An 18,830-nucleotide genomic window follows, 5' to 3' on the forward strand; every position below is an offset into this window, starting at 1 on the left:
CCCGTAAAGATGTAAGGCCTCTATCACGCTCCAACGTTGGAGGGAAGCGCGTTCGGGACAACGAGGTGGGCATCCCACCGTGATCGGTCGGGCGCCTGGGCAGCCGAGAGGGGGTGGGACCGTCGTCGGAGGGCCTTCGGGGGGGCCGAGGGACGGGGCAACGCTCGGAGGAAGCGGCGCCTGGGCGAAGGAGGTGGCGGCCGGAGCGCGGTTGGAAGGACGGGGGGGCGGGAAGGTGTGAGGGGGATCGCGATGGGAGGGTCGCCTCGGCGGCCGAGGCGAGGATCCGATCGTGGTGGGAGGGTCACCTCGGCGGCCGAGGTGAAGGTCGGATCGTGCAGCGCGCCAGGTTCACCCTTTCTTTCGGCGCAAGGGGAGGAGCAAAAGCGCGAGCACCCACCACGCGCCGTGCGAGCCCCCGCCGACCTGACGGCAGCCGCAGCTCCCCTCCTCCGTCACGAGATCGCCGCCGGAGCCGCCCGAGCCCGATCCGGTCGAGGACGAGGACGACGCGCCGCCTGCACCACCTGCGCCGCCTGCGCCCATGCCGCCATTGCCGCCATTGCCGCCCGCGCCGCCTGCTCCGCCCGCGCCGCCATTGCCGCCCGCGCCGCCGGCTCCACCCGCACCGCCATGGCCTCCCGCGCCGCCGGCTCCACCCGCGCCGCCATTGCCGCCCGCGCCGCCATGGCCGCCCGCGCCGCCATTGCCGCCCGCGCCGCCGGAGCCGCCCGCGCCGCCATTGCCGCCCGCGCCGCTCGGATCCATCGCGCACGCCCCGTCGACGCACACGCCACCCGGGCACGGCGTGCCGTCGGGCTTCGCGGGGTTCGAGCACATGCCGCTCACCTCATTGCAGGTGCCGGCCTCATGGCATGCGTCGAGCGGCGTGCACTCGACCGGGGCCATGCCCGTGCACACGCCGGCCGCGCATTGATCCGTCTTCGTGCACGCGTCGCCGTCGTTGCACGCGCTGCCGTCCGCTTTCTCGGGATTCGAGCACACGCCGGTCGCGGGATTGCACATGCCCGCGACGTGGCATGCGTCGAGGGGCACGCACACGACCGGGGTCATGCCCATGCACACGCCGCCCGCGCATTGATCGATCTGCGTGCATGCATTGCCATCGTTGCAGCCCGTGCCGTTCGGCAACGCGGCATCCACGGGGCAGGTCGTCGCGACGCCATTGCACGTCTCGGGCGCGTCGCACGCAGACGCGGCCGCTCGGCACGTCGTGCCCGCGGCGATCGGGGTGCAGAGGCCCTGCGCCCCCGGGACGTTGCACGCCTGGCAGTCGTTCGCGGCGCCCCCACCACACGCGGAGTCGCAGCAATATCCGTCGACGCAGAGCCCGTTCGTGCAGTCCGCCGCGCCATTGCATGCGATCGGGGTCGTCGAGGTATAGATCTCGGCGTTCGCCGTGTAGAGCACGTTCGGCGGATCGCCGCCCGCGACGAGCACCGAGCCATTTTGCAGCAGGGTCGCCGTGTGGTAGCCGCGGGCGAGGCCGAGCGATGCGGTCGTGGACCACGCGCCGGTGCTCGGATCGTAGAGCTCGGCGCTCGTCAGGGACGAGGGGCCGACGCCGCCCGCGACGAGCACCTTGCCCGTGGGCAGGAGCGTCATGCTGTGCGCGTAGCGGCCTTTGACCAGGGAGCCGGTGAGCATCCACGCGTTCGTGGCAGGATCGTAAAGCTCGCAGAAGGCCTGGGAATCGGTGTTGCCGCAGGTGAGCGCCTTGCCATTGCCGAGGAGCACCGCCGTATTGTAGGCATGCGCCACGTCGAGCGGGCCCGTGAGGCTCCAGGCGTTCGTCGCCGGATCGTAGGCCTCCGCGGTCGACGAGGCGCCCGAGAGGCCCGCGCCGCCGATCGCCAGCACCTTTCCGCTCGCCAGCGTGACGAGCGCGTGCGCCTCGCGCGGATAGTTCATCGCGGGGCCGGCCGTCCAGCCATTCGTGGCCGGATCGTACAGCTCGGTCGAGGCGTTGGCGCCGCCCGTGACGAGCACGCGGCCATTGGCGAGGAGCGCGGCGCGATGCGAGTAACGCGTGATCGACATGACGCCCGCCGGGGTGAACGTGCCCGTCGCGGGATCAAAGGTCTCGGCGGCCGCGAGGCTCCCGAAGATGCTGCTCAGGCCACCCGTGACGAGCACCCGGCCATCGGCGAGCCGCGTCGACGAATGGGCGTACCGCGCATCCTGCATGGAGCCCGTGAAGCTCCACAGGTTCGTCGCCGGGTCGTAAAGCTCGGCGAATTTCGTGGCCACGTCGCCGACCGAAAAACCGCCGGTCACGAGGACCTTGCCATTCACGAGCAGCGAGGCCGCGTGGCTCTCGCGCGGCGTGTTCATCGGCGCGATCGTGGTCCACGCGGGATCAACGAGCAGCGCCGCGCCGGGCGGCGGCGCCTCTTCGAGGTAGAGCTTGATCGTCGCGCCGTCGAGCGCGAGGCGCACGCCGATCGGATGACCGCCCTCCGAAAAGGCGCGCGGCGCGGTGACGTGGAGGCGCGCCCGGCCGGCCGGATCGAAGAAATGAATGCCCGAAGCGTCGTTTCGCGCCTCGGCCCCGTCCACGCGCCACGCGCCGATCGCCTCGCCCGCCGCGGCGTGATCGGCCTCGATCACGAGCCACTCCTCGACGCCGCCCGCGCCGGCGACCCAGAGGGCCGTGCCGCCCCGGCGCGGATATGCGACGGCATCATCGACCGTGAATGCACGTCCGCTCGTGCCTTCTTCACGCACCAGAATCTCGAAGCCGTCGGGGGCCCGAAAGCGTACGGCGCCCTCGCCCTCCCGCGGGAGCGCGACGCTCAGCTCGTCCCCTGCGCCGGCCCCCCGGGGCAGGCGCCGACGATAACCGGCCTCGTCGGCTTCGAAGGGAGACGACCGAAGCACCTCCCCGACCTGCCCGGGAAACTGCGCTCGAAGGTTCGCGCGGAGCGGCTCGGCGGCCGCATCCTCCGGCTCGGGGAGGGACGCGCCGGGTTTCTCCGTGGCCTCGTTGCCTTCGCAAGCCCCGAGCGCGACGAGCGCCATTACAAACGATGAGAATCCCCACCAGCGTGCATACGATCGTTTCCTCTCCCCTCGAACCTTCGCTTCGTGCATGGCGCGGACCCTACCCACCGGCGGCGATCTCGTCAATGAAGGTCGCCCGAGCGAGCGCGAAGCCACGGCGTTTGCAGTCACTTTTTGGTCATGATCGCCCCAGCAACACGTGACCGTTTGCGCCTTGCCTACACGATCCCATCCACGTTAGCGTAGGTGAGCGCGTCGTCGCTGCCCCTGAGAAGGCCCCCGCATGAACAACGATTTGCTTGCATCGCCTGCGAACGGCGGTGAACCGAATTCCGAGAAGCCCCGGCTCCGGGGCGTCATCCACCAGTGGGCCGCGGTGGTCGCGCTCGTCGCGGGCGTGGCGCTCGTGTGCATCACCGCCGAGATCCGCCATTCGGTGGCCGCCGCGGTCTACAGCCTGAGCCTGCTCATCCTCTTTTCGGTCAGCGCGACGTACCACCGAATCAACTGGGGTCCGAGGGCGCGCCTGCGGATGCGTCGCCTCGACCACGCGGCCATCTTCGTCCTCATTGCGGGTACGTACACGCCCGTCGCCCTGATCGCCCTGGGGCCCGGAGATGGGACGAGGCTTTGCACATTGGCGTGGGCGTGTGCCGCCGTCGGCATCCTCAAATCGATCTTCTGGTCCGGATCACCGAAATGGGTGACCGCTGCCATCGCCGTCGCCGCCGGCTGGTGCATCGTGCCGTTTCTGAGCGCCGTGGGGCGCGCGCTCGATACCACGCAGCTCTTCCTGCTCTTCGGCGGCGGCATCGTCTACACCGCCGGCGCCCTGGCCTACGCATCGAGGCGCCCGAACCCCGTCGTCGGCGTCTTCGGCTACCACGAGGTCTTCCACGCCTGCACCGTCATTGCCGCCGCGATGCACTTCGCCGCCGTCGTGAAGATCGTTCGCGGGGCCTGACGATCCTGTCAGAGGGTTGACGGATCGCCGCTCCCCTCCCCTCTTTCGCAGCGCGGGCACCCGCTCTATCCTCGTCGATTCTTCCCCTTTCGTCACAGGAGGAGCTCGCCATGCGTTTCCGCGCGAAAAGCCGACTCTCGATTGCGTTCCTGATCAGCCTCCCGCTCGCCGCCTTCGCGACGGGCTGCTCCGACGGCTCGTCGACGACCTCCGGCACGACAAACCCCGCGGGCAGCGGCGGTGCGGGCGGCAACGGCGGAATCGGCGGCAACGGCGGCAACGGAGGCATGGGCGGCGGCGGCATGGGCGGCGCCGGCGGCTCCGGTGGACAGGAAGAGATGCGCGGGCCGGTCTCGTTCACCACGATGCCGGTGCTCGTCGCGCGCATCGGGGACCCGTACGTGTACGCGTCGCAGGCCGTTCAGGAAAACGCCCTTCCCGGCGACACGATCACCTACACGCTCGCGACCAAGCCCGACGGCATGCAGGTCGACCCCGCGACAGGCGCAGTCACGTGGACGCCCGCCGCCGGCCAGGAAGGGCCACAACCCGTCTCGCTCGTGGCCACGGGCCCCGACGGGCAAAACGCGAAGCAGGACTACACGATCGAGGTCGAGCCGGCCGTCAACATCCTCGGCATGCAACCGGCCGCCGGCAGCGCCGCGGGCGGCGAGCTCGTCACGATCAGCGGATATGGCTTCGTCGGCACCATCGGCGTCCTCTTCGGCAATGTCCCGGCCGCCGACGTGATGGTCCTCGACGACGGCACGCTCAGCGTCACCACCCCCGCCGCCGTCGCTCGCACCCGCGTCGTCACGGTCACGATCAACGGGCAACCCCAAGCCACCTTCTCCCCAGGCTTCACGCACCTGCCCGTCGCCGCGTCGACCGACGTCACGCAGGCCAAGCTCTCCTCCACGCTGAAGGTCCAGGGCCTCGGCTTCGATCCGGCGTCCGTCGAGGCAAACCAGCTCGCGATCCCGGGCCGCAGCGGCACGCGCCGCAAGATCGTCACGAACCAGGCGGCCTCCGGCGATCTCGCCTTCGCGCTCGGCGTCGGCAACTCCGAGTCCACGCTCGCGACCGGCGCCGTCGCGATCGAGATCAACGGCCTGCGCTCGAACTGGCTCCCCCTCACGATCACCGACGCGTCAATCCCCGCCGAGCTCGCGGTCACGGGCTTCGACGCGGCCCACGCGCCCGGCGAGAGCCTCACCCTCACCGGCGCCGGCTTCGTCGGCCTGCAGCCCGCCGACCTCGCCGTCACCTTCTCCGGCGCCGCCGCGCCCGCGACCGTCACCTCGATCAACGCGGCCGGCACGCAGGTCGTCGTGACCGTCCCCGCGGACGCCGTCACCGGCCCGATTGAGCTCGCCGCTCCGGGCCGCCAGCCCGCGCGGAGCTACGTCGCCGCCACGATCACGGGCAGCACGCCCGTGCTCTCCGTGCTCGACACGACCCCGGCCGGCGGCGCGCCCGGCAGCGCGCTCGTCCTCCGCGGCACGGGCTTCGCCGCGGGCGCCGCGATGAACAAGGTCACCTTCGACGGCGTGGAGGCCGTCGTCCTCTCGGCCGAGCCGAATCGGCTCGTCGTCGAGGTCCCGACGGTCGACTTCGGCCCGGCCGAGATCGTGATCGATTCGGCCGGACAAACCACGAACGCCGGCGTCTTCGGCGTCACGGGGGAGTACACGATCCTCGCCGGCGGCGGCCCCGAGGAGACCGAGATCGGCGACGGCGGGGATCCCTTGCTCGCCTCGCTCGAAGGCGAGTTCGTCACGACGGACGCGGCCAACAACTATTACATCGCCGATCGCAAGCGCGTCCGCGTCCTCAACAACGGCGCCGCGCCCGTCACGATGTTCGGCAAGACGATCCAGCCGAAGACCCTCCAGACCGTCGCGCAGGCGCCCGAGGGCGTCGCCGCCGTCGTGATCCACCCCGTCACGCAGGACGCGTATTTCGCCACGGGCTTCCGCATCTTCCGCGCCAAGCGCACCGACGGCACCATCACGGACTACGCCGGCACCGCGTCGAGCGGCAACGGCGGCAACGGCGGCAACCGCCTGAGCGCGAGCTTCAACGGCATCAGCGACCTCGCCTTCACGGCCGACGGCTCCATCCTGCTCGTCGCGGACAACAACAACGGCACGATCCGCGCGATCAACACCACGGGCACGGCCACGACGGCCTGGGGCGTCACGATCGCGGCCGACGCGGTTGATCAGATCGCGAACCCCGGCGTCGTCAACCCGCTCACCGTGACGCTCGACGCCGAGGGCAACATCTACACGACGACGTCGCTCCAGGTCCGCAAGATCCCTGCGACTCGACCGCCGGTGGGCGACCCGATGTACGTCGAGAGCGTGCACCTCGCGGGCGGCGGCAACAATTCGAGCCTGCCGGCCGAGGGCTGCCCTGCGATCACCACGTCGCTCGGCATCAACCGCGGCGCCGTCGTCGATCCCGTCCGCGGCGACCTGCTCCTCGGCAGCCGCCACGGCCTCGTGCGCCGCGTTCGCCCTGCCGGCGGCAGCCAAGCGACGGCGCTCGACGAGAGCGACTGCGTCGATTTCGTCGCCGGGAGCTGGACCGCCGGCAAGGCCATCCCGAACGCCGGATACGCGGGCGACGGCGGCCCCGCCAAGAGCGCCGCGTTCGCGCTCTTCTCGCGCCCCTTCGTCGATCGGAACGGCTCGCTGCTCGTCCTCACCGAGGGCCGCCTGCGCCGCGTCCTCTTCGACGCCGCGGGCAATCCCGGCCTCGTCGAGGCCGTCGCCGGCATCGGCCCGAGCAAGGTCGACAATCTCCCCGGGCTCTCGCTCCGCGCGCTGAACAGCCTGAGCTCCATCCGCGTCGACGAGGCGAACAACCGTTACGTCTACACCTCGGATGCGCGCGTCGTGGCGCACGATCGCACGACGAACCTGCTCACGCCCCTCGCGGGCACGGGCTACACCGGCAACACCATCGGCCCGAACGGCATGGCCACGGCCTCCGATCTCGCCACCCTGCGCGGCGTCGAGGTCGCGGGCGGCGCGCTTTATCTGCTCGAAGCGAGCTTGCCGCGCGTCGCGAAGGTCGACCTCACGACGGGCCTGCTCTCCGTCGTCGCGGGCGACGGCCGCGCCGCCACGACGGCCGAACAGCAGGCCGCGGGCGTCGCCGCGACCTCGCGCGTCGCCATCAACACCGGCGCGGGCAAGGCCGTCGTCGGCCCGAGCGGCGCGCTCTACTTCGCCGATTCGAACTACCTCCGCATCATCAACATCACGAACCAGCCCCTCACCACCTTCGGCGTCACGCTCCAGCCCGGCTACATCGACGATGTCCCGCTCAGCCTCGGCCCGAACATCAGCGGCGTCGCCTTCGCGCCGAACGGCGATCTCTACGTCGCCTCGTACGATTCGAACGCCGTGCGCCGCATCCCCGCCGCGGGCCCCTTCACGGCGGAGAACGTCATCGTCGGCGACAGCCAGCGGTATGGCGTCGCCAAGCCCGGCGCCCTCGCCGACCTGCGCCTCAACCGCCCGAGCGACCTCACCTTCCTGCCCACGGGCGAGCTCGTCATCGCGAACGATTTCGGCCACACGCTCGTCGTCGTCGAGCCCGACGCGAATGGCGCGATCGGGCCTTCGAGCCTCTTCGCGTACGTCTTCGGCAGCGGCGCGCCGGGCCGCCTCGCGAGCGAGGGCGCGCCGCCCCTCTCCGTCGCGCCGCGTGGCGTCCGCGCCGTCACCGTCGACGGAAAAGACCTCGTCCTCATCGCTGGTGAGCGCGTGGTCCGACTGGCGACGCCTTGATCTCCGGGGCCTCCGAGGGCGCCACCTCGCAGGCCCCGATGCTGTGCCCCTTCTCCCGCCGCATGCGTGATTTCCCCATGAAATCCCGGTGGTCGTCCACCGGATCCGCCGTCGCGGCCCGCGCCGCCGGCGACGCGGGCAAGAGCGTGTAATCGCCCCGCGACGGATCCACGAAGAGGCGCGCGAGCGGCAGGGAGAGCGAATGCCCGTCCTTGCCGAGCTGCTTTCGCCAATCGGAGAGCGACCGCACCTGTTCCCCGATGGCCACCCGATCGAGGACATTTCCGTCGCTCTCCACGAGCTTCGCGTCCTTCTCCGTCACGAGCTCGAGCCCCGCGCGGCGGGCGTCGCGGTGGAACAGGATGTTGTTCCGCACCACGTTCGGCCCCGTGCTCAATCGGAGCTGCAGCGCGTTTCGCGCCCCCTCGGGCATCACCACCGTGTTGTGCACGATCGAGAGCCCCTTCGGACCGGCGCGCCCGTCCCCGTCTTCCTCCGCGTCCTGCTCCATTCCGTCGGCGTCGCCGAACGCCACGATGCCCGACGCTGCATTGTCGTAGAGCACGTTCCCCTGCACGATCGAGTCCTGCACGCCGTCGAGGTTGATCCCCGCGCCTTTCCGCTTCTTGTTGTTCGCGAGCGCGCCCCCGCCGTTGCCGAAGATCAGGTTCCGCTCGATCGCGGCGCCGGTCACGAGCCCGTCGGCCACGCCATCGTAAAAACTCTTGCCGTACTTGTCCGTCTCGGGCCGCTCGCGCATGTCGGCGTTGATCTGGACGCCGCAGCCGTCGTTTTCGCGCAGCACGTTCGCGCGGATCGCGGGCCTGTCGCCGCTGTTCGACAGATAGATCCCGTGCTCGCGTCGGCTCCGCCGGATCTCGTTGTTCTCGACCGTCATGTCGTCCACGAACGACGAAAAGATCCCCCACCGCCCGTTGTCGAGGAACGTCCCGTTCCGGATCGTCACGTTCGTCCCGTAAAACACGGCCACCGCGGCGCGCGGCGCGCCGGACGACGAGAGCCCGTCGACGACGACGTGGTGGGATTTCCGAAGAATGATGTTGTCGCGACAAGCATTCTGGTTCTTGCAATTCGGGTCCGGGCGGACGACCGCGCGCCTGCCGACCGCGAAGATCGTGATGGGCCGGCCCGGCTCGCCTCGCAGCCCGTCCACGGTGAAGCGCGCGTATTCCCCGTCTTCCACGAGCAGCACGTCGCCCGGCGCCGTCGCGAGGGAAATGCCTCGCTGGATCTCCCGGCACGGATTGCGCTCCGAGCAATCGTTCGTGTCTTTCCCCGACGGCGACACACGGAATCGTCGCCCGCCCGGGGGCGGGGCCGGCCTCGTCTTCACGGGCCCGACGGACGCGAGGCTCTGCATTCGAGGCGGCCCGGACAGCGCCTCGGCCGACGTGCCGCGATCCTCGGGCGAAGCCGGGCGCGAGCACGCAAGCAGCAAGACAAGCGGAGCGGCGCCCAAGAAAACCCGCATGAACAGCACCTCCGCGTGAGTTCACGAAAGGTAGCGCCCGCATTCGACCCCGCCACGGCGAATTGAGAGACTACACACATTCCTGGCCGCTCCGGACACGCGGGAGACCGCCCCGAGCGGGATGGGTTCGTCCCGAGCGGGGTTTGGGGGCGCAGCTCGGCTTGTCCCAGCGTGGCCCCACGCGTTGAATGCGTGGTCATGCTCACGTCGCCTGCCTGGACGAACTCCCCTCGGACCCCCTCGACCTGGGCCTTCGATGCGCCTAGACTCGCGCCGCCTCGTCAGAGGACGCGGCATCCAACCAATTCCAATTCTCCCTGGAGTCAGCCGTGGCCACCGGACGAACGCGCGTTCAATACGATTGCAACAAGTGCGTGGCATTTTGCTGCTCCATCTACGAGCGCGTCGAGGTGACGGCCCGGGACGTCAAGCGGCTCGCCTCCCATTTCGGCCTCACCCGCGAGGCCGCCGAGAAGCGCTTCACGGTGCACCGCTTCGGCGGCCGCATCCTCCGCCGCAAGAAAGATCCTTTCTTCGGCAAGGCCTGCAAATTCCTCCACCCCGACACGCGCGGCTGCACCATCTACGAAGGCCGCCCGCAGGCCTGCCGCGAATACCCCGGCCAGAGCCGCTGCGGGTACCACGACGTCCTCCAATTCGAACGCGAAATCCAGAACGACCCCACCATCGTCCCCATCGTCCGCCTCACCTTCAAAAAACAGCTCCGCGACGCGGCCCGCTGATCCAGCCGATCCCTTTGCCGCCTCGGCATGCGGGACCACGGCCTCCGCGTGAGGGCGGGCCCGGCCACGCCCACCTACACCACCGGCAGCATTTTTCACGGCAAGCGCCTTCCACCGGCATGACGCGGGGTGTCGATATGCCTTTGCGTGGCCCGGCCCTCTTGCATGTCTCGCCCGCCTTTTCGTAGGCTGGGCCAATGGCGATCCTCGATCTCTCCTTCGAGTCCGGCGAGCAGAGCCTCTCGGTGCGGCACTTCTCGGTGCACGAGGGCATCTCGACGCTCTTCAGCGCCAACGTCGTCGCGCGCTCGCCGAAGGAGGACATCGACCTCGAATCGCTCGTCGGCAAGGCCGGCGGCCTGCTCGCGATTGGCAACTTGAACGTGCCGCGCGGCTGGACCGGCGTCGTCAGCCACGCCGAGCAGATCGACGTCGAGCCGCCGACGGGCACCTCGCTCGGGCTCTCCACCTATCTCGTCCGGATCGTGCCCACGATGTGGCTGCTCACGCAGCGCAAGGGCAACCGCATCTTCCAGAAGATGTCGATCCCCGACATCGTGAAGAAGGTCCTCGGCGAGTACGGCATCGAGCCGAAGGAGAAGCTCACCGAGCCGCACCCCGTGCACGAGTACCGCGTCCAATACGGCGAGACCGATTTCGCCTTCGTGAGCCGCCTGCTCGAAGAAGAAGGCATCTCGTACTGGTTCGGCCAGGTCCTGAAGGGCAACAACGTCGCGAGCGAGCTCCACCTCGCCGACGCGCCCACGCGCGGCGAAGCGCGCAAGCCGATCCGCCACGCGGAGAACCCGAACCAGCCGGGCAACAACGAGTGGATCTGCCGCGTCCACCTCGCGCACCAGGTCCGCCCCGGCGCCGCGATGATCCGCGACTACGACTTCGAAAAACCCAAGTTCCTCCTCCGCGGCGAGGCCGAGAAGGCCAAGAAGGAGGACTTCTACGAGCAATACGTCTACGAGCACGGCGCCTTCACCGACGACAAGGAGGGCAAGCGCCGCGCGGACATCCTGCTCGAAGCCGAGCGCCGCACGAAGCGCGTCGTGTCGTACGAGGCGAACGCCTTCGATCTCGCGCCGGGCATCATCTTCAGCATCGACAACCACCCGCGCGAGGACCTCGATCCCGGCAAGAAGCTGCTCGTCCTCGAAGCGATCCACGAAGGCACGCCCGACGGCGAGTGGACGCTCTCCGGCGAGGCCACGTTCATCGACGTGCCGCATCGCCCCGCGCAGCGCACGCCGCGCCCCAAGATCAACGGCCTGCAAAGCGCGTTCGTCGTCGGCCCGAAGGGCGAGGAGATCTACACCGACGAGTACGGCCGCGTGCGCGTGCAGTTCCACTGGGATCGCGACGGCAAGTACGACGAGACCGCGACCTGCTGGATCCGCGTGAGCCAGGGCTGGGCCGGCGCCGCGTACGGCATGATGACGATCCCGCGCATCGGCCAGGAGGTCCTCGTCGGCTTCTGGGAGGGCAACCCCGACGAACCCGTCATCGTCGGCCGCCTCTACAACGGCAAGAACCGCGTCCCCTACAAACTGCCCGACGAGAAGACGAAGAGCACCTGGAAGACGAACAGCTCGCCGACGACGGGCGGCTTCAACGAGATCATGTTCGAGGACAAGGCGGGCAAGGAGCTCTTCTTCGTCCAGGCGCAGCGTGATCTCTCGAAGCTCGTCAAGCGCAACGAGACCGAACGCACCGGCGCGAACCGCACGATGGTCGTCGGGGCGAACCGATCGAGCGTCATCGGCGCCGTCGACACCACGCTCGTCGGATCGAAGTACACGCTCGTCATGGCCAAACCCAAGGATCTCAAGGTCGAGGCCATGGGCAGCCCCGACGTCGAGAAGCAGGAGACCATGATCGAGATGGTCGACGGCAAGATCACGCTGACGACGGGCAAGGCCACCATCGTGCTCGACGGAGCCACGATCACGCTCAAGGCCGACGGGGACATCAACCTCAAGGCCGGCGGCGAAGTCGTCATCCACGGCGGCCCGTTCGTGAAGATCAACTGCTAGGAGCTCGCCATGCCGCAAGCCGCACGCAAAGGTGATCTGACGGTGCACGGCGGCGTGATCGCCGAAGGTTCGCCCGATGTCACCATCGGCGGGATGGCCGCCGCTCGCCTGCTCGACAAACACGTCTGCCCGCTGCACGGCCCTGGGCCCGTCACGCAGACCTCGCTTACGGTCTACATCAACAAGGTCGGCGCTGCGCGCGTGGGCGACGCGTGCACCTGCATGATCCCCTCCACCGCCGTGGGCGGCGGCAGCGGGGACAAACCCGACCAGGCGAAGTGGACCTTCAAAGCGGACGGCGCGTACGCGAAGGAGAACAAGTACGCGACCGACGGCGAGGACTACAGCGAGAAGTCGCTGCGCGACGCCTGGGACAAGGCGAACAACAAGGCCGGCGACAAGGCCATCGACCAGGTCGTGAACGGTCGCGATCCGAAGGACCAGGCGTGGAAGCCCAAGGTCGCGGTCGGCGCCAACAAGGAGCTCTGGAGCGCGAGCACGGTCCCGAAGGGCCCCGACGGCAAACCCGTCGACAACTACGCGCAGTTCTTCTCGGGCTCGACGAAGGGTTCGTACGGGGCAAACGCCGAGTTCGAAGGCGTTCGCAACATGAAGGCGAACGCCGGCGGCAAGGCCGAGGTCGAAGGCTCGCTCTTCGCGGCCTCGGGCAAGGCCGGCGACGCGAAGGGCTGGGGCGAGGTCTCCGGCGAAGCGAAGGTCCTCACGGCGAAGGCCGACGCCACCGCGGGCATCCAGGCCGAGGTCAAGGACGGCAAGCTCGAGTCGTTTTACGGCGAGGCGGCCGCGGGCGCGGGCGCGTCCGTCGTCGAGGGCAAGGTCGCGGGCAAGAAGACCTTCACGATCCCGCTCGTGAACCTCGACGTCAGCATCGGCGGCGAGGCTTCGGGTGCGCTGCTCACGGCGGAGGCGCGCGCGAGCGCGTTCGCGGGTTACCGCGACGGCAAGCTCCGCATGGGGTTCGGCGCGAAGGTCGGCGCGCTGCTCGCGGGCCTCGGCTTCAAGTTCAACATCGAGATCGGCCCGGCCGAACAGAAGAAGGAGCCCCCGAAGGCGCCCGGCGTCCCCGGCGTCGCGGGCATCGATCCGATCGCGATCGGCTGCATGACCGTGCTCATCGGCGGTGTCCCGCCGCCGTACATCCCTGGCGCGCCTCCGCCCGATCAACCGCCGGGGGTCGTCGTCGACGCGGTCGGCATCCGCAACAAATCCCAGGCGCTGACGCTCAAGGCTGCGAAACGCGCGGCTGCGCCGTTCACGCCCATCAAGTGCGATTTCTGAGGGGGAGCGAGGCGCGATGGACACCGGCATGAACGAGCACGAGTCCCTCCTCGTCACGACCGCGGCCTTCACCGACGACATCGAGCGCCTCGCGCGCGCGGGCCGTCTGTTTGCCGCGGTCGACGCGGCGGACGCGCCGTTCGTCGCGGAAAAGGCGGCGCAAGCCGGCCCCCACGCTGCGGTCTGTCTCTACAAACCCAAGGACGCGAGCGAGTGGGCCGACGCCGCGCCGTACCTCTTCCAGGTGGATCTCTCGACCTGGAGCTGGCTGCGCGAGGGCCTCGCCGAAGATCCGAGCCTCTGCATCTTCGCGATCGCCGACACGAACCTCGAAGGCGTGCGGCGGCATTTCCGCCGCTACCTCCTGGTGCAGTCGCCGGCGGGCACGAAGATGAACTTCCGCTTCTACGATCCGCGCGTGCTCGTCACGTGGCTCGACTGCTGCACCCCGCCCGAGCTCGACGATTTCTACGGCCCGGTGAGCGAGTACGGCATCCCCACGGAAGACGGCCTCGGCGCGCTCTTCTGGAAGCGCCGCGTCGAGGGCGCGCCGCGCAGGCGTGAGGATCTCCTCTACAAACTGCGGCCTGGGCAGATGCGCGCCTTCGCGAAGGCCTCGGAGGAGCGCTTCACGGATCGCACGGTGAACTTCCTCCAAGCGCAGTTTCCGGACGCGCGGGAGGAGCCGAGGCCTTCGCTCAAGTACTTCGTCGCCGATCAGATCGATCGCGCGCGCACGCTGCACGGCTTCACGACGGAGCTCGAGCTCGTGACGTACGTGATCACGGCCTGGGCGCTCGGCGGGGATTTCGACACGGCGATGCCGGCCGTGGCGGAGACGCTCGCGGCCAAGCACCTCTCGTCCGGTGACAAGGCCGCGTGGATCTCGGACTTCACGCGCAAGCTTCTTCGTACGCTCGAGGAGACCTGAGTCATGCCTGGTGGCGGTCTATTGCAGAGAGCTTGGGGTGCGGCCTCGAACGCGGCCCAGAAGACGGCCGGCGCCATCACGGGTGGCGCCAAGATGGTCGGCGACGGGATCGTCAGCGGCGCGAAGGCCGCCGGCAACGCGGTCGTCACCGGCGCGAAGACTGTCGGAAACGCGGCCGTCACTGGCGCGAAGGCCGTCGGAAACGCGGCCGTCACCGGCGCGAAGGCCGTCGGCAATGCGGCGGTCGCGGTCAAGGACGGCGTCAAGGAAGGGGTCCGCGGCGCGACGCGGGCCGTGGCCGACGCCGGCTACAACGCGGTCGGCGCGGGCAAAGACGCGCTCGACTCCGGCGCCAAGCGCGTCAGCGACGCGTATGGGAAGGCCAAGGAGTATTTCACGGGCAAACCCCCTGCCCAGCCTTGCATTGCGTGCACCGGCAAGGACGTCGACCACGACGGCGCGATCTTCGGCTACGTGAACGGCAAATGCGTGCCGCTCACGCAGAAGGGCCAGGAGGTCACGCGGGCCGATATCGAAAACGCGAAAAAGAGCGGCTACAACCCAAGTTCGCCGACGCATTCGGCCTACGACCCCGATCGGCCCGACGATCCGACGCGGAACACCTCGCAGGCGACGAAGGATTGCTGCGCGAAATGCACCGAGGGCAAACCTCCGCGCACGATCTTCTACGTCAACGGCATCAATACCACGCGCACCACGCATTGCGAGACGCTGAAGCAGCTCGGCGACATGACGTGCGCCACGGTCGTCGGCGTGTACAACGCGACCGAGGGCTTTGCGAAGGACGCGCAGCAGACCTCGAAGGATCGGCGCCTCATCCGCGAGGCGGCGGCGGGCAAGAAGGACCTCACGACGGACGGCCGAAACCCCGCCGTGAATACGTTGAGCGACCTCGTCGTGGCCGAGCGTGAATCGGGCCGCCCCGTCGAGATCTTCGCGCACAGCCAGGGCGGCGCCGTCACGAGCCTCGCGCTCTACGACGCGAACAACACGCTGAAGGCGGGCTCGCCCTCGCCGAACGCGGGCCTCGACGAGAACGTCAAGGTCACGAGCTTCGGCTCCGCGGCGCCGCAATGGGTCAGCGGGCCGAAGTACACGCATTACGTGCACGTGAACGACGCGACGCCGATGGTGTTCGGCCTCGGCGACAACCCGCAGAACCACGCGAAGTACGCGGGCGGCGGCAACGTCGTCACGTTCTCGGGCGAGCGCGGCCAGGCGGCCGATTTCGAGACGAACGGCAAGAACCTCGACAAGCACTGGCTGCCGGGGATGACCGAATACCACGGCATCGACGACGATCTTTATTTCAAGGCCTACCAGCAGCAGAACCGGAACACCGGCGACACCTGCGGCTGCGGCAAGAACAAGTAAGACGCCGAGGCGGAAGGCAAAGGGACGACGATGGCGACGAACAGCGCGATGCCGCCGGGGCGGGACAGGGCCGAGGCCCTCATGCAGTTCTACGCGCGCAAGGAGAACCGCTACGACGCGGAGCTCGACGCGAACGGGGACATTTCGTTCGGCGAATTCGGCTTCCGGCACGAGCCTGAGAAGGACGCGCTCGTGGCGCGCGCCTTCGTGGCGAAGGCGTGGCGCGACGGCGCGCCCGAGGCGCAGATCGACGCGTTCATGAAGGTCGGCCGCGCGCTCAACGATCCGGCGATCGGCGGGCTCTTCGACCAGGGCGGAGGGTATTTCCACCTCGACCCGGACAAACGCATCTATTTCCTGAAAAAAGACTTCCCGCTCGCCACGACGACGCGGGAGATGCTCGACGAGGGCGTGGAAAAACTCCGGGATCTCGCCGCCACGTGGACGACGCGCTGGTTCGCGCGCGTCGCGGACATCACGCACGGCCGCGCGCTTCCGCCCTTGCGTCCCGTGAAGCAAGGCGACCCGGACGACACGATCTGACGTAATCGAAGAGGAAGATCATGGCGCTGCTGGAGCTTGCCTTCGAAAACAATGAAGACTCCCTCTCGGTGCGGCATTTCGCCGTCCGGGAGCCGATCTCGGGCTCGTTCGACGTGGGCGTCCTCGCGCGCTCGCGCTTGCCCGGGCTCGATCTCGAAGGGTTCGTCGGGAGACCCGCGGCGTTCCTGATGATGGGCGGCCCGCTCGCGGGCCCGCGCGCCTGGTCGGGCGTCGCCAGCCACATCCAGATGGTGCAGGCCGAGCCGACGGGCCTCTCGACCTATTTCGTGCGCATCGTGCCGCAGATGTGGCTCCTCCGGCTCCGCAAGCGGAACCGCATCTTCCAGCACATGACGATCCCGGCGATCGTCAAGCAGATCCTCGACGAGTATTCGATCGTCCACCAGATGAAGACGGTCGACGAGCACCAGGAGCACGAGTATCGCGCCCAGTACGAGGAGAGCGATTACGATTTCGTGAGCCGCTTGCTCGAAGAAGAGGGCATCTCCTACTGGTTCAAGCAGGTCGGCGGCGGCAACGCCGGCACGTACACGACCGAGCTCATCCTTTCGGACAAACCCGAGGCGGGCGAGGAGCGCCCCACCCTGCCCTTCGTGTATGCGCCGAACCAGGACGCGCGCAAGGAGTTCGTCCGCAACGTCAAAGTCTCGCACCGCATTCGCCCCGGCGCGGCGAGCTTCCGCGATTACGATTTCGTGCGTCCCGATTTCCACCTCCTCGGCGACGCCGAGAAGGCTTCGAAGCCGGAAGACTTTTACGAGCTTTACCGGTACACGCCCGCCGGGCTCGTCAAGGATCGGCGCGAGCAGCCGCGCGTGCCGGCCGATCCCGAGGGCAAGCTCGTCGCCGACATCGACCTCGCGGCCGCGCGCCGCGGCAAGCGCGAGCTCCAGTTCGATTCGAACGCGTACGACCTCGCGCCGGGGCTGCTCTTCAAGGTGGAAAGCCACCCGCGCAGCGACGTCTCGGCGGGCCGCTTCCTCTGCACCGAGGTCAGCGTCGAGGGCACGCACGACGGCGAATGGACGCTCTCCGGGTATGCGGCGTTCGTCGAGGAGAAGACGCGGTTCCGGCCGATGAAGGTCACGCCGAAGCCCGTCGTCGAGGGCGTCGAGAGCGCGATCGTCGTGGGCCCGAAGGGCGAGGAGATCCACACCGACGAGCACGGCCGCGTCCGCGTGCAATTCCACTGGGATCGCGACGGCCAATACGACGACCAATCGTCCTGCTGGATTCGCGTGAGCCAGGGCTGGGCCGGCGGCGCGTTCGGCATGATCGTGCTGCCGCGCGTGAGCCAGGAGGTCTTGATCGCCTTTCTCGAAGGGGATCCGGATCAGCCCGTCCTCCTCGGCCGCGCCTACAACAAGGTCGCGCCCGTGCCCTTCAACCTCCCCGAGCAGCGGACGGTGAGCACGTGGAAATCGCAGTCCTCGCCGAAATCCGAGGGCTGGAACGAGATCACCTTCGACGACGCCGCGGGCAAGGAGGTGCTCTACATGCAGGCCCAGCGAAACCTCTCGAAGCTCGTCAAGGCGAACGAGAACGAGCGGACGGGCGCGAATCGCTCGATCTTCGTGGGCGCGAACCGCAGCTCCTTCATCGGCGCCGTCGACAACACCATGGTCGGCCAGCGCAGCGTCTCCGCCATGGTCGAGTTCCGGGAGAAAGACCCGGACAAACCGAACGAGCCGACGATGGTGCTCAAGGAGACGATGATCGAGACGATCCACCCGAAGATCTCGCTCACGACGGGCAAGGGCACGAGCATCATCGACGACGCGAACATCAACCTGCTCGCCGATCGCAACGTCGTCCTGAAATCGGGCAAGGACGTCATCATCGAGGGCAAACACGTCTACATCAACACGAAGAGCGTGCCGGGCAAGGCGCCCAAGGTCGAGGGCAGCGCGAGCGACGGCGCGCGCAGGCCCCAGGGCCGCACGCTCGGCGCGGTGCTGGAGACGTTTGGCCAGCCAAAGTCCAAGGCCGTGCGCCTCGCGATGCAGCGCCAGGTCATCGGCTTCCGCCCGCCGACGCCGCACATGTTCAAGATCGCCGGGGCCAAGGGGAACAGCGTCGAGCAGATCGCCGCCCGGAAGAAGGTCGCCCTCCATTTCTACAAGGACATGGGCCAGAAGTTCGACAAGGCCCTGAAGAAGGTCCGCAATTACAAGTACCCGGAGGAGATCAACGAGATCCTGAGCCACATGCGGGGCATCGATTTCAAGGAGCCCCTCTCCGTGGGCCCGCCCCCGCCCGCGCCGAAGCGGCTCACGCAATGGCAGGTCCCGGACGGGTTCAAGGGCAATTATTTCGCAAGCTCCATGGCAACGCCGCCCGACCTTGGCATTGGCAAGCTCGGGACGAAGCAGGATGGCACGGTCGTCGAGAAGATCGCGAAGCCGTACGCCATTCCCCCGTCGACGCCCTACCTGAAGACCACGGCGGCGAAGATCCTCGACACGTGGAGCGTGCAGAACAAGCCGTCGATGACCCCGGGCGGCATGGCCCAGTATTACATCGGCGACAACTCGAACATCCTCGAAATCGGCGCGAAGCCAGCCGCCTGATCC

At 68.6% G+C, this 18,830-nt stretch carries 11 protein-coding genes; 9 read left to right on the forward strand and 2 right to left on the reverse strand.

Annotated features, from left to right (window positions below; translation table 11 throughout):
* Positions 1-351: 351 nt before the first annotated feature.
* Positions 352-3,114, reverse strand: a complete 2,763-nt coding sequence (locus E8A74_RS06055) for a tRNA wybutosine-synthesizing protein 4 beta-propeller domain-containing protein (protein WP_136927958.1) — start codon at positions 3,112-3,114, stop codon at positions 352-354.
* A 193-nt stretch (positions 3,115-3,307) separates the two neighbouring features.
* Here E8A74_RS06055 and trhA point away from each other — a divergent pair, with 193 nt between their 5' ends.
* Positions 3,308-3,988, forward strand: coding sequence for a PAQR family membrane homeostasis protein TrhA (gene trhA / locus E8A74_RS06060; protein ID WP_136927959.1), 681 nt, complete (start codon positions 3,308-3,310; stop codon positions 3,986-3,988).
* Positions 3,989-4,098: 110 nt separating this feature from the next.
* Entirely contained in the window at positions 4,099-7,791 is a 3,693-nt protein-coding gene (locus tag E8A74_RS06070) for an IPT/TIG domain-containing protein (RefSeq protein WP_170228887.1), read from the forward strand.
* On the opposite strand, the gene E8A74_RS06075 is transcribed toward E8A74_RS06070, so the two are convergent.
* The gene (locus E8A74_RS06075) at positions 7,751-9,283 is read right to left on the reverse strand and encodes a right-handed parallel beta-helix repeat-containing protein (protein ID WP_136927962.1); all 1,533 of its coding nucleotides are present in this window, start codon (positions 9,281-9,283) and stop codon (positions 7,751-7,753) included. The genes E8A74_RS06070 and E8A74_RS06075 overlap by 41 nt on opposite strands.
* A gap of 329 nt (positions 9,284-9,612) precedes the next feature.
* Between E8A74_RS06075 and E8A74_RS06080 the strand changes: the two genes are divergently transcribed.
* From E8A74_RS06080 to tssI, 7 genes are all read left to right on the forward strand, one after another.
* Complete coding sequence (locus tag E8A74_RS06080) at positions 9,613-10,026, forward strand: YkgJ family cysteine cluster protein (RefSeq protein ID WP_136927963.1); 414 nt, start codon at positions 9,613-9,615, stop codon at positions 10,024-10,026.
* Between the two features lie 197 nt (positions 10,027-10,223).
* Positions 10,224-12,068: a type VI secretion system Vgr family protein gene (locus tag E8A74_RS06085; RefSeq protein ID WP_136927964.1), complete on the forward strand. Its 1,845-nt coding sequence runs from the start codon at positions 10,224-10,226 to the stop codon at positions 12,066-12,068.
* Positions 12,069-12,077: 9 nt separating this feature from the next.
* Positions 12,078-13,367 carry a PAAR domain-containing protein gene (locus E8A74_RS53785; protein ID WP_211365295.1) on the forward strand — a complete coding sequence of 430 codons (1,290 nt, stop codon included), beginning with the start codon at positions 12,078-12,080 and terminating at the stop codon, positions 13,365-13,367.
* Between the two features lie 28 nt (positions 13,368-13,395).
* Positions 13,396-14,298 (forward strand): DUF4123 domain-containing protein, encoded by a 903-nt coding sequence (locus E8A74_RS06095; protein WP_170228888.1) that lies wholly within the window; start codon positions 13,396-13,398, stop codon positions 14,296-14,298.
* Positions 14,299-14,301: 3 nt separating this feature from the next.
* Positions 14,302-15,693, forward strand: a complete 1,392-nt coding sequence (locus tag E8A74_RS06100) for a hypothetical protein (RefSeq protein ID WP_136927966.1) — start codon at positions 14,302-14,304, stop codon at positions 15,691-15,693.
* Between the two features lie 30 nt (positions 15,694-15,723).
* Positions 15,724-16,236, forward strand: coding sequence for a type III secretion system chaperone (locus tag E8A74_RS06105; RefSeq protein ID WP_136927967.1), 513 nt, complete (start codon positions 15,724-15,726; stop codon positions 16,234-16,236).
* A gap of 20 nt (positions 16,237-16,256) precedes the next feature.
* Positions 16,257-18,827, forward strand: coding sequence for a type VI secretion system tip protein TssI/VgrG (gene tssI, locus E8A74_RS06110; protein WP_136927968.1), 2,571 nt, complete (start codon positions 16,257-16,259; stop codon positions 18,825-18,827).
* Positions 18,828-18,830 lie beyond the last annotated feature (3 nt).

It is taken from the genome of Polyangium fumosum, from assembly GCF_005144585.1.
Taxonomy (GTDB): domain Bacteria; phylum Myxococcota_A; class Polyangia; order Polyangiales; family Polyangiaceae; genus Polyangium; species Polyangium fumosum.